We start from the raw sequence: 14,205 nt of genomic DNA, 5'->3' as shown, positions 1-14,205 counted from the left end.
CAGCTCTCCCGGCAGCTCTCCGCACAGCGCCCCCGCCCCCGCGCGCCGCGCGCACCCCTCGGCACGTCCTGCCGCGCGCGGCGCGCAGCCCCCTCGCAACGCGCCACCACGCCTCAGCACGCTTCACCGCTGCCGGAGTTCACCGCGTCCAGCCGCCGCGCCCGCTCGGCGGCGCACCTTGCCGTGCGCCGCCGCCGCGGCCTTCGCCGAGAACCCGAGGAGCACGATGCCGTTCAGCATCCGAACGACCGCCGGTGCCATAGCCGTTGCCGTCGCGGCGGTCACCTTCACCGCCACCGCCCTGCCCGGCACCGCCTTCGCCGCCCCCGAACCGGGCCCGGCCGCCTCCGCCGCCGCCCCCTCCTCGGCCGCCGTCTCGGCCGCCGACGCGGCACTCGCCGCCAACGCCGCCCGGCTCGGCATCACCCCGGCGCAGAGCCGCACCGTCCGGGACGTCGTCGCCGACGCCGACGGCGGCCGGCACGTCCGCTACGACCGCACCTTCGCCGGACTGCCGGTGCTCGGCGGCGACCTGGTCGTCCACCTCGCCCCGGGCGGCGCCTTCACGGGAGCCGACCGGGCCGCCGCCGGCGATCTCGCGGTGCCCACCACCACGCCCGCCGTCCCGGCCGCCACCGCGCGGGCCCAGGCCGTCCGGGCCCTCGGCCCCGCCACCCGAAACGCCGACGCCACGGCCGAGCTGGTGGTCGACGCCCTGCACGGCACGCCCCGGCTCGCCTGGCAGACCACCGCCGCCGGCCAGGACTACCTCGGCAACCCGGTCGCCCGCACGGTGCTGTCGGACGCGGCCACCGGCGGCACCATCGCCACCTGGGACGCGATCGAGACCGTCACCGGCGACGGCGCCTCGCTCTACAGCGGCACCGTCCCGCTGGAGGCCACCGCCGCCGGCGGCTCCTACCAGCTCAAGGACCCGACCCGGGGCGGCACCTACACCGGCGACGCGCAGAACAAGACCGACCTCTGCATCGGCAGCATCTGCATCAGCCGGGCGCCCGCCGTGCTCTTCACCGACGCCGACAACCACTGGGGCACCGGCACCACCGCCGACCGGGCCACCGCCGCCGTCGACGCCCAGTACGGCACCGACGTCACCTGGGACTACTACAAGAACGTGCACGGCCGCAACGGCATCGCCGGCGACGGCAAGGGCGCGTACAACCGCGTCCACTACGGCAGCGGCTACAACAACGCCTTCTGGCAGGACAGCTGCTTCTGCATGACGTACGGCGACGGCGACGGGACGACCTTCGGGCCGCTGGTCTCGCTGGACGTCGCCGGGCACGAGATGTCGCACGGCGTCACCTCGCGGACCGCCAAGCTCACCTACTCCGGCGAGTCCGGCGGGCTCAACGAGGCGACCTCCGACATCCTCGGCACCCTGGTCGAGTTCTACGCCGCCAACCCCGCCGACCCGGGTGACTACCTGATCGGTGAGCAGATCGTGAAGCCCGGCTTCGGCAAGGCCGCGCTGCGGTTCATGGACCAGCCGTCCAAGGACACCAAGTCGGCGGACTGCTGGAGCTCCGGCGTCGGCAACCTCGACGTGCACTACTCCTCGGGCGTCGCCAACCACTTCGCCTACCTGCTCGCCGAGGGCAGCGGCACCAAGGTGGTGGGCGGCGTCACCTACTCCAGCCCCACCTGCGACGGTTCGACCGTGACCGGCATCGGCCGGGACAAGCTCGGCGCGGTCTGGTACCGGGCACTCACCGTCTACATGACGTCCGGCACCACGTACGCCGGCGCCCGGACGGCCACCCTCAAGGCGGCCACCGACCTCTACGGCGCGGGCAGCGCCGAGTACGCCGCGGTCGCCGCCGCCTGGTCGGCCGTCGCGGTCGGCTGACCCTCGCCGCCACCACCCGCCACCGGCCCGGGGCGCCCCCGCGTCTCGGGCCGGTGTGCGCCCCCGCCTGGTCCCGGCCCGCGCTGCCAGAGCGGCACCACCGCCACCGGACCACCGGCCGCCGACCGCCCGCGCTCACACATCCCGGCTCGCGACCGCCGCCGGCCCCGTCCGCCGGTCCGCCGCCAGCGAGTGCTCCAACCGCGCCAGCAGCGCCCGGAACCGCTCGGTGTCCTGCTCTGTCATCCGCCCGTCGGGCCGCACCCGCGCACCCGGCACCTCGGCCGTTCTCTCGTTCATGCCCCCGACGTTATGCCCCGGCGATCAACAGCCGATAAACACCCCCGCCGTCGGGCGGCCGGATCACGCCCGGCCGAGCACCCGGTCGACCGCTATCTCGATGACCACCCGGTCCGGGTTCACCCGCGGCTCCCGGTACCGCTCCGTGTAACGGCGCACGGCCTCGGCCACCTCCCCCGGTTCGTCCCGGACGACGGCCACGCCCTCCAGCGTCGACCAGCGCGCCCGGTCCACCTGGCAGACCGCCACCCGCATCCCCGCAGGGCCGGCCGCCAGCACGTTGCGCACCTTGCGGCTGGTCCGGCTGCTGATCACCCGCGCGACCGCCGTCTCCGGCTGGTACGTCACCCCCACCGGCACCACATGCGGCGAACCGTCCGGCCGCCGGGTGGTCAGCGTGGAGATGTGCCGCTCCCGCCAGAACGAGAGAAAGGCGTCGTCGAGCTCGCGCGGATCATGGGCCATGCCCGCGATCGTACGACGTCCGGCCCGGTGCGCGGGCACCGGGCCGGACGGCGACGCACCGCCTCGGCGCAGGTCCTGGCGACGCCGCACCGCCTCGGCGGCGAGCACGGCTCAGTGACCGCGGGCGATCCAGTCGGCGAGGGCCGGGGCCTCGGCACCGATGGTGGTCGGGTCACCGTGCCCGGTGCGGACCACCGTCTCCGGGGGGAGGGAGAGCAGGCGGTCGCGGATCGAGTCGATGATGGTCGGGAAGTGCGAGAACGACCGGCCGGTGGCGCCCGGGCCGCCCTGGAAGAGGGTGTCGCCGGTGAAGACCGTCCCGAGGTCCGGCGCGTACAGGCAGACCGCGCCCGGCGCGTGCCCGGGCGTGTGCAGCACGGTCAGCACGGTGCCGGCCACCTCGATCCGCCCGCCGTCGGCGAGTTCGGCGTCCGGCAGCCGCTCGGGGTGGGTGAGCTTCCAGAGCGGAAGGTCGTCGGGGTGCAGCAGGATCGGCGCGCCGGTCCGGGCGGCGAGCGCGGGGGCCGCGTCGATGTGGTCGTTGTGCGCGTGGGTGGAGACGATGGCCAGCAGCCGGCGCCCGCCCAGGGCCGCCTCGATCGCGTCGGCGTCATGGGCCGCGTCGATCACCACGGCCTCGGCGTCGTCACCGACGATCCAGACGTTGTTCTCCACCTCCCAGCTGCCGCCGTCGAGTTCGAAGGTGCCGGCGGTGACCAGCCGGTCGATGCGCGCGGTGGTCACAGGACCACCACCGAACGGAGCACGTCGCCCTGGTGCATGCGCTCGAACGCCTGCTCCACCTGGTCGAGGTCGATGGTCTCGGTGACGAACGCGCCGAGGTCCAGACGGCCCTGGAGGTAGAGGTCGATCAGCATCGGGAAGTCCCGCGAGGGCAGGCAGTCGCCGTACCAGGAGGACTTCAGCGCGCCGCCCCGGCCGAACACGTCCAGCAGCGGCAGCTCCAGCGCCATCTCCGGCGTCGGCACGCCGACCAGGACGACCGTGCCGGCCAGGTCGCGGGCGTAGAACGCCTGCTTGTACGTCTCCGGACGGCCGACCGCCTCGACCACCACGTCCGCGCCGTGGCCGCCGGTCAGCTCGCGGATCGCCTCGACCGGGTCACTGGTACGGGAGTTGACGGTGTGGGTGGCACCGAGCCGCTGCGCGGTGGCCAGCTTGCGGTCGTCGATGTCCACCGCGATGATCTTCGACGCGCCGGCCAGGCGCGAGCCGAGCACGGCGGCGCCGCCGACCCCGCCGCAGCCGATCACCGCGACCGTGTCGCCGCGGCCGACGTTGCCGGTGTTGATCGCGGCGCCGATGCCCGCCATCACACCGCAGCCCAGCAGCCCGGCGACGGCCGGGTCGGCGGCCGGGTCGACCTTGGTGCACTGCCCGGCCGCGACCAGGGTCTTCTCGGCGAAGGCACCGATCCCCAGGGCCGGGGAGAGCTCGGTGCCGTCCAGCAGGGTCATCTTCTGCTTGGCGTTGTGGGTGTTGAAGCAGTACTGCGCCCGGCCGCGCTTGCAGGCCCGGCACTGACCGCAGACCGCGCGCCAGTTGAGGACGACGAAGTCACCCGGCTCGACCTCGGTCACGCCCGCGCCGACCGACTCGACGATGCCCGCCGCCTCGTGGCCCAGCAGGAACGGGAACTCGTCGTTGATACCGCCCTCGCGGTAGTGCAGGTCGGTGTGGCAGACACCGCAGGCCTGAATCCGCACCACCGCCTCGCCCGGACCCGGGTCGGGCACGACGATCGTCGTGACCTCCACGGGCGCGCCCTTGGCGCGCGCGATGACTGCCTTGACCTGCTGGGCCATCCGATTCCACCTCCGTCGGCCGGCGCGCCTCCGCACCGGCGTGACCTGCATCAATGACTTGCCCACGAAGCGTAGCGCCCGTCCGGCCGCGCCCCCGGCGTACGGGCCTGGTGATCCGGCTCACCGTGACCCGGTCGGCCCGGCCGGCCGCGTCGGCCGGGGCGCGCGCACGGCACCGAGCACCCGTCATCGTGCCCTGAACCGGCCGCCGATGGCTGGAAGTGCCGCTGACTGCGGACCGTCACCCACGTACGGTCGAAGCTGACCTGCCACACCCCGACCGAACCACCCCGGCCGAACCACCCCGACCCGCGCCGAACCGTCCCCGCCCGCGCACCTCCCCGGATCCACCCCCCGTCGGGCCGCCCCGTGCGGCCCACCGCCCTGGAGTCTGGAGTACGGATGTCCGCCGAGAACAGTGCGACCGGCACCGCCCAAGCGCCCCTGATCCCGCTGCACTGCCTGCGCCACCTGGAGCCGGGCCCGCCCCGCCTGGCCGCGCTGCCCACCGGCACCCCGGTCTGGCTGGTCAGCCGGCACACCGACGTCCGGCAGGTGCTCACCGACCCGCGTCTGGGCCGCGCCCCGCTGTACGCCGCCGACGCGCCGCCGCTGTCGCTCACCCCCAACATCCTGGACGACCCGCAGAGCATGCTGAACATCGACGGCACCGGGCACCAGCGGCTGCGCCGCACCGTGCAGCGGGCGTTCACCCCGCGCGCGATCGCGCGCTGGCGCCCCTGGGTGGCCTCGGTGGTCGAGTCCCTGCTGGACGAGCTGATCGACCAGGGCTCCCCCGCCGACATCGTCGCCGCCTACTCCCGCCCGCTGCCGATCGCCGTGATCAGCCGCCTGATGGGTCTGGACGGCCTCGACAGCAAGCGCCTCGCCCACTGGAGCGACCACGCGCTCTCCGCCACCGCCTTCTCCGCCGAGGCGATCCGGGCGGCCATGGACGACTTCGCCGCGTTCGGCACCGAGCTGATCGCCGAACGCCGCGCCGCCCCCGGCGACGACCTGGTCAGCAGTCTGCTCACGGCGGCCGACGAGAGCGGCGACATCGGCGAGGCGCAGCTGGTCTCGCTCGTCATCGGCCTGGTGGTGGCCGGGCACGAGACCACCATGACCACGCTCGGCAACGCCCTGGTCTACCTGCTCGGCGACGGCCGGGACGCCTGGCAGCGGCTCGCCGCGGACGAGCAGAGCGCGGCCGCGGCCACCGAGCAGTTGCTGCGCGCCGTCCCGCTCGGGGACGCCAAGATCCTCCCCGGGCTGCTGCGGCGCACCGTGGAGGACGTCGAGATCGGCGGGGTGGTCATCCCGGCGGGCAGCGTGGTGGCCGCCGACACCGGGGCCGCCAACAAGGACCCCGGGGTGTTCACCGGGGACCTGCTGACCGAGCTCTTCTCCCCGCTCGCCGCGCCGATGTACACCTTCGGGGCCGGCCCCCACCACTGTCTGGGCGCCTGGCTGGCCCGGATGGAACTGGAGCTCGCCCTGCACCGGCTGGCCCGCCGGCTGCCCGCGCTGCGGCTCGCCGGGGCGACGGACATCGACTGGCGGCGCGGCCTGCTGACGCGCAGCCCGAACTCCCTCCAGGTCGCCTGGTGACCGCCGACGCGGCGGACGCCGACGCCGTGGTGGTCCGGGTGGACCGGGACCGCTGTATCGGCTCCGGGATGTGCGCGCTCACCGCACCCGGCTCGCTGGCGCTCGGCGCCGACGGGCTGGCCCGCCCGGTGCGCGGCTCCGTCGACGGCGCGGACGGTGACGGCAGCGGCGGCAACGGCGAGCGGCTGACGGAGGCGCTGGCCGAGGCCGTGGACTTCTGCCCGGTCGAGGCGATCGCCCTCTACTCCGCCCGCCACGGCCACCGGCTCGCCCCGGCCGAGTGACGCCCGCGCCGGTGCCCCGCCCTCCCGGGGAGGGCGGGGCACCGGCGACGGTCCGCCCGTCCCGGACGGGCGGTCAGGCCGGGACCTGCCCCGGCTCGCCCGCCCAGGCCAGCGCCTTGCGGATCTCGCTCGCCGGATCGCCCTCGTGGTACGGGCGCTCGCTGGTCTCGACGTGGTCCAGGAACTCCTGGTACCGCACCGCGTACGAGAGGTGGTAGAGCGGCTCGACCAGTTCCAGGGCGCGCTCTGGGTCCGAGCCGGGGGCATGCTCCCGCCAGGCGCGCGCCCAGACACCGGCGATCTGCGCCCAGCGCTCGGCGGAGACGTACTGACGCGGGCGCAGCCCGTCCAGCGCCGGGTGGCCGAGGCAGGAGTCCGCGTAGTCGACGATCACCGTGTGCGTGCCGTCGGAGCGCCAGTTGCCGGGGTGGAAGTCGCCGTGCACCAGCGTCTCGGGGAGTCCGCAGGCGGTCAGTTCACCGACCAGTGCGGGCAGTCGCGCGGCGAGGGCGCGGGCGGCGGCGAGTTCACCGGCCGTCAGATCGGAGCGGGCCGGGCCGGTGCCGGCCTCCAGCCGGTCGAGCAGGGAGTCGACCTGGCCGAGGAGGGTGCGCGGGGTGCGGTCGCGCAGACCGGCGGCGGCCGCCCGGCCGTCCGCCGCGAGCGCCGCCTGGGCGGCGACCAGCCGGGGCAGCACGTCCGCGACGGTCTCGGCGGACGGGCCCCAGCAGTCCTCCCCGGGCACATGGTCGAGCAGCAGCAGCCCGCGCTCCGGGTCGGCGCCGAGCACCGGTGGCACCAGGGTCGCGTCGACGCCGCCGAGCAGGGCGATGACCTCGCCCTCGCGCGCGTTGAACACCGGGTTGATCGCCTTCAGCCAGGCGTCGCCGCCGGTCGTGGTCGAGTAGCGGAACAGGCCGGACAGGTTCCACGTCCTGAGCTGCCGGGCCCGGCCGGCCACGGGACGACCCGCCTTCCCCAGCGTCCGCTCCGCCCAGTCCAGGACGTCGCGCAGCCCGGCGGGCGTGGCCCAGCCGGCCCGCCGCTCGGCCGGGCCGAGCAAGGCGGCCAGGTCGGCGCCCGGCTCACGCGGGGCCGGCGCGGCGGGCCGCTCCAACGCCTCGGCGTGGTAGACCACATGCCCGCCGCTACCGCCCTCGCCGCTCGCCACCTCGGCCAGCCGGACCACCGTCACCGGCACTCCGGCCACGGCCGAGACCCGTTCGACCACCGGCCCGACGGCCGACCACCACCCTCCGTCCACCTCGAACGGGCCCACCGGCCCGAAGTAGTCGTCCCCGTGGGTGAGGTGGACGCTGACCGTCCGACCGTTCGCTCGTTCCATCCGGGCAGGTTCCCTCATCCGGCCCGCCCTCGCGACCGAATTTCGGCCCGCCGGTACGGCGTAGGCGCTGGGCCCGTCCGGGGCCGGCCGCCCGGCCCGCCGGTGCCTCCGTCCCGTCGGCCCCGGTGGCACGGCTACGGGATCGCCACGGCGGCCCCCGAGACCCGCACCCGGGCGTCGCCCTCGCGGAGTTCGACGTGCAGCAGGCCCGGGCGGCCGAGATCGTCGCCCTGGTGCAGCGTCAGTGTGGCCGGCACCGTCACCGCGCCCAGTTCGCGCAGGTAGGCGCCGAAGGCGGCGGCGGCCGCACCGGTGGCGGGATCCTCCACGACGCCGCCGACCGGGAACGGGTCGCGGACGTGGAAGACGTCCTCGCTCTCGCGCCAGACCAGTTGGAGGGTGACCAGATCGCGGGCCGTCATATAGGCGGCGAGGCCGTCGAAGTCGTACGCCAGCCGGGCGAGCCGGTCACGGGTGGCCGCGGCGAGCACCAGGTGGCGGGCGCCGCCGTAGGCGATCCGGGGCGGCAGCGCGGCGTCCAGGTCCTCGGGCGACCAGCCGAGCAGGGCGAGCGCCTCGGCGACGTCCGCCTCGCCGGCCTCCTCGACGTGCGGCTCGACGCTGGTGAGGGTGGCGCGCAGCACGCCGTCCGCGTCCTTGTCCACCTCGATCGGCACCTCGCCGGCCGGGGTGGCGAAGACGTAGTGGCCGGGACCGGTCCGCTCGGCGAGCGCGACGGCGGAGGCGACGGTGGCGTGACCGCAGAACGGCACCTCCAGCAGCGGGCTGAAGTACCGCACGGTGTAGGTGCCTTCGGCCCGGCCGGGTATCAGGAACGCCGTCTCCGAGTAGCCCACCTCGGCGGCGATGGCGAGCATCCGCTCGGTGGAGAGACCGGAGGCGTCCAGCACGACGCCGGCCGGGTTCCCGCCGTCCGGGCGGGTGGTGAAGGCGGCGTAGCGAAGGATCTCGCCGCCGGGGGGCACGGGCACGGTGTCACTGGTCATGACCGCTCGAACGCCGTCCGTCCGACGGCTGTTCCCGTTCGTCGGCCGCAACCGGTGTCACTCGGATCGCCACGCGCCCCCTCCGCCCCGCCCACGCCCCCTCAGCGCAGGCCCTCTCAGCGCAGCACGGCCCGGGTGGCCGCGCGCCGGCCCCCGCGGTGCTGACGGCGCTGCTGACCACCCGGCGGCGGCCCCGGTCCGGTGGGTCCCTCCCGGCGCCGACGAGCCCGGCCCCGTACCCGGCCGGCCGCACCACGCCCGTCCCCCGCCCGGCCCAGTCCGGCGTGCGGGCGGGCACGTCGGAGCCGATGCTGGGCGGCGACGCGCGCCCGGCGTACGGCGGCCGGGCCGGCCCGAGGAAGGACACCCCATGAGCTCCCTCGACTTCGAGGTCATCGACAGCCCCGACAGCTCACTGAACAAGACCTCCGTGCTGGTGACCGGTCCGAACGACGCCCTGCTGGTGGACGCCGGGTTCACCCGCTCCGACGGGCGGCGGCTGGCCGAGCGGATCCGCGCCACCGGCAAGCGGCTGACCACGGTGTTCGTCAGCCACGGCGACCCGGACTTCTACTTCGGCGCCGAGGAGGTCCAGGCCGCCTTCCCGCAGGCCCGGTTCCTGGCCACCGCGGCCACCGTCGAGCACATCCAGGAGTCCTACGAGGACAAGCTGAAGGCCTGGGCCCGTCTCGGGCCGGAGCTGCCGACCCGGCTGGTGCGGCCCGAGGTGCTGCACAACGACGAGCTCGTCTTCGAGGGCCACCGGTTCGAGCTGCGCGGCGCCGACTTCCACCTGCCGGAACGGCACTACCTCTGGCTCCACCACCACCACGCGATCCTCGGCGGGGTGCTGCTCTTCGAGGGCCTGCACGTCTGGACGGCCGACACCCCGACCCCGGAACAGCGGGCCGCCTGGATCGACCTGCTGGACGGGATGGAGGCGCTGGAGCCGACGTTCGTGGCGGCCGGCCACCGGACCGCCGGCGCACCCACCGACACCACCGCGATCCGACACACCCGGGACTACCTGCGGGCGTTCGAGACGGAGATCGGCCGCACCACCGACGCGGCCGCCGCCAAGGAGGCGCTGGAGCGCCGCTTCCCGGATCTGGGCCTGAAGCTGGCGGTCGACCTCGGGACGAAGGTCGCCAAGGGCGAAATGGCCTGGGGCTGAGCCGCGATGATCGAGATTCCGAAGGCCGCGGCCTCGTTCGCCGAGTCCGACGCCCCCGCCGACGTGGTGCGCCGCCAGTACCTGGCCTCGGCCCGCGGGGACCTGGCCGCACTGCGGGCCACCCTGGCCGACGACGTGGAGTGGACCGAGATGGCGGGCTTCCCGCTGGCCGGCACCTACCGCACGCCGAAGGGCGTCACCAGCAATGTGATGGAGCGCCTGGCCGCCGAGTGGGACAGCTGGACGGCGCACGACGACCGCTATGTGGTGGACGGCGAGAACGTGGTCGTGCTGGCCCGCTACACCGCCGTCAACAAGGCCACCGGCCGCCCCCTGGCGGTGCGGGTGGCGCACCACTTCACGGTGCGCGGCGGCCGGATCGTCCGGTTCGAGCAGTTCGTCGACACCGCCCTGGTCAGGGCCGCGATGACGGCCTGACCCGCGCAGAACCACCTAGCACCCGCTCTAAACCCGCTCGAACCCTGCTTCACCCGTTCGGGGGAGCCTGTCGCGGCGCGCCCGGCGCGGCCTCGACAGGCCCGCAGGACGGCGGCAGGCTGTCGGTGATTCCGGCCGGAGAGCGAGGAGTTCAGCATGAGCACGAACACGGCGGGGACGGCCGACGGCGGCGGGCGCGAGCGCCCGTACGTGATCGTCGGGGCCTCCCTCGGCGGCGCGAAGGCCGCGCAGGCACTGCGCGAGGCCGGGTACGGGGGCGGCATCGTCCTGATCGGCGACGAGCACGAGCGGCCGTACGAGCGGCCGCCGCTCTCCAAGGGATACCTGCTCGGCAAGACCCCGCGGGAGAAGATCTACGTCCACCCGCCGCAGTGGTACGCCGAGCACGACATCACCCTGCGGCTGGGCACCGCGGTCGCCTCGATCGACCCGGCCGCGCACACCGTCACGCTCACCGACAACGGCGAGATCGGCTACGACAAGCTGCTGCTGACCACCGGCTCGGTGCCGCGCCGGCTGCCGGTGCCCGGCGCGGACCTGGACGGGGTGCTGTACCTGCGCCGGGTCGAGGACAGCGACCGGATCAGGGCGGTGCTGAGGCCCGGCGCCCGGGTGGCCGTGATCGGGGCCGGCTGGATCGGCCTGGAGACGGCGGCGGCGGCGCGGGCCGCGGGCGCCGAGGTCACCGTGCTGGAGGCGGCCGAGCTGCCGCTGCTGCGGGTGCTGGGCCGCGAGGTCGCCCAGGTCTTCGCCGACCTGCACCGCGACCACGGCGTGGAGCTGCGGTTCGGCGCCGGCGTCCAGGAGCTGACCGGCGCGGGCGGCGCGGTCACCGGCGTACGGCTCGCGGACGGCGCGACGGTGGCCGCGGACGCGGTGATCGTCGGCATCGGCATCACCCCGGACACCGCGCTCGCCGAGGCCGCCGGGCTGGAGATCGACAACGGCGTCCGGACCGACGAACGGCTGCGCACCTCCGACCCGGACATCTACGCGGCGGGCGACGTCGCCAACGCCTTCCACCCGCTGTTCGGCCGGCACATCCGGGTCGAGCACTGGGCCAACGCGCTGAACCAGCCGCAGACCGCGGCCCGCGCGATGCTCGGGCAGGACGAGGTGTACGACCGGGTGCCGTATTTCTTCTCGGACCAGTACGACGCGGGCCTGGAGTACGTCGGCTACGTCGAGCCCGGCGGGTACGACCGGGTGGTCTTCCGCGGCGACCCGGCCACCCGCGAGTTCATCGCCTTCTGGGTCGCCGAGGGCAGGGTCCTGGCGGGCATGAACGTCAACGTGTGGGACGTCACCGACCCGATCCGCGAACTGGTCCGGTCCGGCCGGGCGGTGGACCTCAAGGCCCTGGCCGACCCGGCCGTCCCGCTGACGGACCTCTGACGGGCCGCTGACGGACCGCCGAGGCGCGCGGCGGGCCGACGGGCGCCCTGCCGCGCGCTCAGAGCCGCCGCAGGGCGCCGTCGGCACGCAGGTCGGCGAGCGCCGGGTAGCCGTCCACCGCCATCAGCAGGTCCGCCTCGGCGAGCAGCGAGCGCAGGACGTGCACCACACCGTCCTCGCCGCCCAGGGCCAGCCCGTACGCGTACGGGCGGCCGACGCCGACCGCGGTGGCGCCGAGGGCGAGCGCCTTGACCACGTCCGCGCCGGTCCGCACCCCGGAGTCGAACAGCACGGGCAGGCCGTCGGCGGCCTCGACCACGCCGGGCAGCGCGTCCAGCGCCGGCAGGCCGCCGTCGGCCTGCCGGCCGCCGTGGTTGGAGCAGTAGACCGCGTCCACGCCGCCGTCCCTGGCGCGGCGGACGTCCTCGGGGTGGCAGATGCCCTTGAGGACCAGCGGCAGATCGGTGAGCGAGCGCAGCCAGGGGAGGTCGTCCCAGGTGAGCGGGTTGCCGAAGACACCGGCCCACTCCAGCACGGCGGCCCTCGGGTCCTCCTCCGGGGTCTTGGCGAGGCGGGCCCGGAACACCGGGTCGCTGGTGTAGTTGGCCAGCGCGTGACCGCGCAGCTGGGGGAAGTTGCCGGTGGCGAGGTCGCGCGGCCGCCAGCCGGTGAGCCAGGTGTCCAGGGTGATCACGATGCCCCGGAAGCCGGCCCCCTCGGCGCGGCGCACCAGGCTCTCGGCCAGTGCCCGGTCGGTGGGCGTGTAGAGCTGGAACAGACCGGGGGTGTCGCCCAGCCGGTCGGCGACCTGTTCCATCGGGTCGACCGACAGGGTGGAGGCGACCATCGGCACCCCGGTCCGGGCGGCGGCCCGGGCGGCGGCGAGGTCGCCGTGGCCGTCCTGGGCGCAGAGGCCGATCACCCCGATCGGGGCCAGGAACAGCGGCGAGGGCAGCCGCAGGCCGAACAGGTCCACGGTGAGGTCGCGCTGCCGGGCGCCGACCATCATCCGGGGCACCAGGCCCCAGCCCTCGAAGGCGCTCACGTTGGCCCGCTGGGTCCGCTCGTCACCGGCGCCGCCCGCGACGTACGACCAGACCGAGGGCGACAGTGCGGCCCGGGCCCGCGTTTCGAGGTCCGCGAAGGTCATCGGCAGGGTCGGCTGGACGCCGAACAGCCCGTCGAAGTAGATCTCGTTCTGGTAGTCGCCGAACTGCTGCCCTGCCATCGCCGGTCGCCGTCCTTCCGTGGGCCGCCGGGCCCGGGCCCGTCCCGGGCGGCGGCAGCCCCCACCCTGCCAAACCCGCGGCCCGGCGGGGAGGAGGAGGACCGGTGCGGGACCGCCCGGTGTGGCGCGTTCAGTGCGTGACCAGCGCGCCGTGCCGCATCCCCGGCCCGGCTGGACGGCGGATCGGACGGCGGGTCAGACAGCGAGCAGGGTCCAGGGTTCGGGGCGGGCCAGGGCGAGGCGGGGTTTGCGGGCGGCCCAGTGGCGGACGGAGGCCGCCATGACGGCGGCCGGGTCGTGCACCGTCCGGGTGGGTTCGAAGGGCTCGCTCATGCTGGTGTAGCTCTGGAACATGGCGAGCAGCTTGACCGCCTGGCTCTGGAACGGCGAGAGGTACTGGTCCGCGAGCGGCAGGAAGAAGCGGTTCCAGCTGTCGCCGGACACCAGGGGCGGCCGTTCGATGGGGGCCACGCCGTGGGCGGCGCGCCATTCGTTGAGGGTGCCGCAGATGACGTCGAGCAGGGAGTCGAGGGTCAGGCTGCCGCGGCCGGCCGCCAGCACCTCGGTGCGCGGGACGTCCGGGGGCGCGCCGAGCGCGGCCTCGGCGACGAGGGCGGCGACCTCGTCCACCGGGCTGATCTCGGCATAGCCGGCCGGGTCGCCCACGACCACGGCGGCCAGGCCCGAGACGAGCGCCTGTAGCACGGTGTAGGGGCCGGAGAAGCGGGCGATCTCGCCGCTGTCGCGGCGGCCGACGATCAGCGGCGGGCGGACCAGCGTCAGCGGGCCGTCGTGCTCCGCGCGGACGACCTCCTCGCAGACCGCCTTGGACCACTCGTAGCCGTTGCGGTACCCCTCGAACTCGGCGCCCCGCAGGTCCTCGGGGTTGCGGACGCCGCCGACGTAGGCGGTGGAGAGGTGGACGAGGTGGGTGTCCCGGTCGGCGAGGGCCAGGACGGCCCGCAGCGGGTCGATGTTGGCGGCGGTCGCCTCCGCCCGGCTGAGGGTCCAGCGGGTGGAGGCCGCCGAGTGCACGATCACGTCCCAGTGCCCGGCGAGGACGGCGGGCGCGGGCTCGGCGCCGATCCGCCAGCAGAGCACGGAGTCGTCGGCGGCCCGCCGGGCGACCCGGGTGACGGTGTGCCGGGCGGGGCCGTCGGCGGCGCGCAGCCGTTCGACGACCTCGGCGCCGACCACACCGGTCGCTCCGGTGACCAGGATTCGCATGGCTTCCTTTCTGT

At 75.0% G+C, this 14,205-nt stretch carries 14 protein-coding genes; 6 read left to right on the top strand and 8 right to left on the bottom strand.

The window, feature by feature from the left end; translation table 11 throughout:
• The first annotated feature begins 226 nt into the window (after positions 1-226).
• Positions 227-1,870 (top strand): M4 family metallopeptidase, encoded by a 1,644-nt coding sequence (locus ACIO5D_RS01110; RefSeq protein WP_400793524.1) that lies wholly within the window; start codon positions 227-229, stop codon positions 1,868-1,870.
• A 135-nt stretch (positions 1,871-2,005) separates the two neighbouring features.
• On the opposite strand, the gene ACIO5D_RS01105 is transcribed toward ACIO5D_RS01110, so the two are convergent.
• From ACIO5D_RS01105 to ACIO5D_RS01090, 4 genes are all read right to left on the bottom strand, one after another.
• Positions 2,006-2,170 (bottom strand): hypothetical protein, encoded by a 165-nt coding sequence (locus ACIO5D_RS01105; protein ID WP_363606208.1) that lies wholly within the window; start codon positions 2,168-2,170, stop codon positions 2,006-2,008.
• Between the two features lie 63 nt (positions 2,171-2,233).
• Complete coding sequence (locus ACIO5D_RS01100) at positions 2,234-2,635, bottom strand: TIGR03618 family F420-dependent PPOX class oxidoreductase (RefSeq protein WP_363606210.1); 402 nt, start codon at positions 2,633-2,635, stop codon at positions 2,234-2,236.
• 111 nt (positions 2,636-2,746) lie between these two features.
• Positions 2,747-3,379: an MBL fold metallo-hydrolase gene (locus tag ACIO5D_RS01095; RefSeq protein ID WP_400651695.1), complete on the bottom strand. Its 633-nt coding sequence runs from the start codon at positions 3,377-3,379 to the stop codon at positions 2,747-2,749.
• Complete coding sequence (locus tag ACIO5D_RS01090) at positions 3,376-4,461, bottom strand: S-(hydroxymethyl)mycothiol dehydrogenase (RefSeq protein WP_363606214.1); 1,086 nt, start codon at positions 4,459-4,461, stop codon at positions 3,376-3,378. The genes ACIO5D_RS01095 and ACIO5D_RS01090 overlap by 4 nt, the downstream gene beginning before the upstream one ends.
• 402 nt (positions 4,462-4,863) lie before the next feature.
• On the opposite strand from ACIO5D_RS01090, the gene ACIO5D_RS01085 reads away from it, so the two are divergent.
• Together ACIO5D_RS01085 and ACIO5D_RS01080 are read left to right on the top strand one after the other, a co-directional pair.
• Positions 4,864-6,072 (top strand): cytochrome P450, encoded by a 1,209-nt coding sequence (locus ACIO5D_RS01085; protein ID WP_363606216.1) that lies wholly within the window; start codon positions 4,864-4,866, stop codon positions 6,070-6,072.
• Positions 6,069-6,356 (top strand): ferredoxin, encoded by a 288-nt coding sequence (locus ACIO5D_RS01080; protein ID WP_400793522.1) that lies wholly within the window; start codon positions 6,069-6,071, stop codon positions 6,354-6,356. The genes ACIO5D_RS01085 and ACIO5D_RS01080 overlap by 4 nt, the downstream gene beginning before the upstream one ends.
• Before the next feature lie 73 nt (positions 6,357-6,429).
• Here ACIO5D_RS01080 and ACIO5D_RS01075 read toward each other — a convergent pair whose 3' ends face one another.
• A complete protein-coding gene (locus tag ACIO5D_RS01075; protein WP_400793520.1) occupies positions 6,430-7,701 on the bottom strand; it encodes a phosphotransferase in 1,272 nt (423 codons plus the stop codon).
• Between the two features lie 134 nt (positions 7,702-7,835).
• Positions 7,836-8,708 (bottom strand): PhzF family phenazine biosynthesis protein, encoded by an 873-nt coding sequence (locus ACIO5D_RS01070; RefSeq protein ID WP_400651687.1) that lies wholly within the window; start codon positions 8,706-8,708, stop codon positions 7,836-7,838.
• A 370-nt stretch (positions 8,709-9,078) separates the two neighbouring features.
• Between ACIO5D_RS01070 and ACIO5D_RS01065 the strand changes: the two genes are divergently transcribed.
• From ACIO5D_RS01065 to ACIO5D_RS01055, 3 genes are all read left to right on the top strand, one after another.
• Positions 9,079-9,882, top strand: a complete 804-nt coding sequence (locus ACIO5D_RS01065; protein WP_363606222.1) for an MBL fold metallo-hydrolase — start codon at positions 9,079-9,081, stop codon at positions 9,880-9,882.
• A 6-nt stretch (positions 9,883-9,888) separates the two neighbouring features.
• Positions 9,889-10,320: a nuclear transport factor 2 family protein gene (locus ACIO5D_RS01060; RefSeq protein WP_363606223.1), complete on the top strand. Its 432-nt coding sequence runs from the start codon at positions 9,889-9,891 to the stop codon at positions 10,318-10,320.
• A gap of 156 nt (positions 10,321-10,476) precedes the next feature.
• Positions 10,477-11,736: an NAD(P)/FAD-dependent oxidoreductase gene (locus ACIO5D_RS01055; RefSeq protein ID WP_400651683.1), complete on the top strand. Its 1,260-nt coding sequence runs from the start codon at positions 10,477-10,479 to the stop codon at positions 11,734-11,736.
• Between the two features lie 58 nt (positions 11,737-11,794).
• Here ACIO5D_RS01055 and ACIO5D_RS01050 read toward each other — a convergent pair whose 3' ends face one another.
• Together ACIO5D_RS01050 and ACIO5D_RS01045 are read right to left on the bottom strand one after the other, a co-directional pair.
• Positions 11,795-12,964 carry an alpha-hydroxy-acid oxidizing protein gene (locus ACIO5D_RS01050; RefSeq protein ID WP_400651680.1) on the bottom strand — a complete coding sequence of 390 codons (1,170 nt, stop codon included), beginning with the start codon at positions 12,962-12,964 and terminating at the stop codon, positions 11,795-11,797.
• A 195-nt stretch (positions 12,965-13,159) separates the two neighbouring features.
• Positions 13,160-14,191: an SDR family oxidoreductase gene (locus tag ACIO5D_RS01045; RefSeq protein ID WP_363606227.1), complete on the bottom strand. Its 1,032-nt coding sequence runs from the start codon at positions 14,189-14,191 to the stop codon at positions 13,160-13,162.
• Positions 14,192-14,205 lie beyond the last annotated feature (14 nt).

The sequence above is a fragment of the Kitasatospora sp. NPDC087315 genome, assembly GCF_044744345.1.
Lineage (GTDB): Bacteria > Actinomycetota > Actinomycetes > Streptomycetales > Streptomycetaceae > Kitasatospora.
The sequence above is the reverse complement of the archived record's forward strand: the minus strand, read 5'-3'. Positions and strand labels throughout refer to the sequence as shown.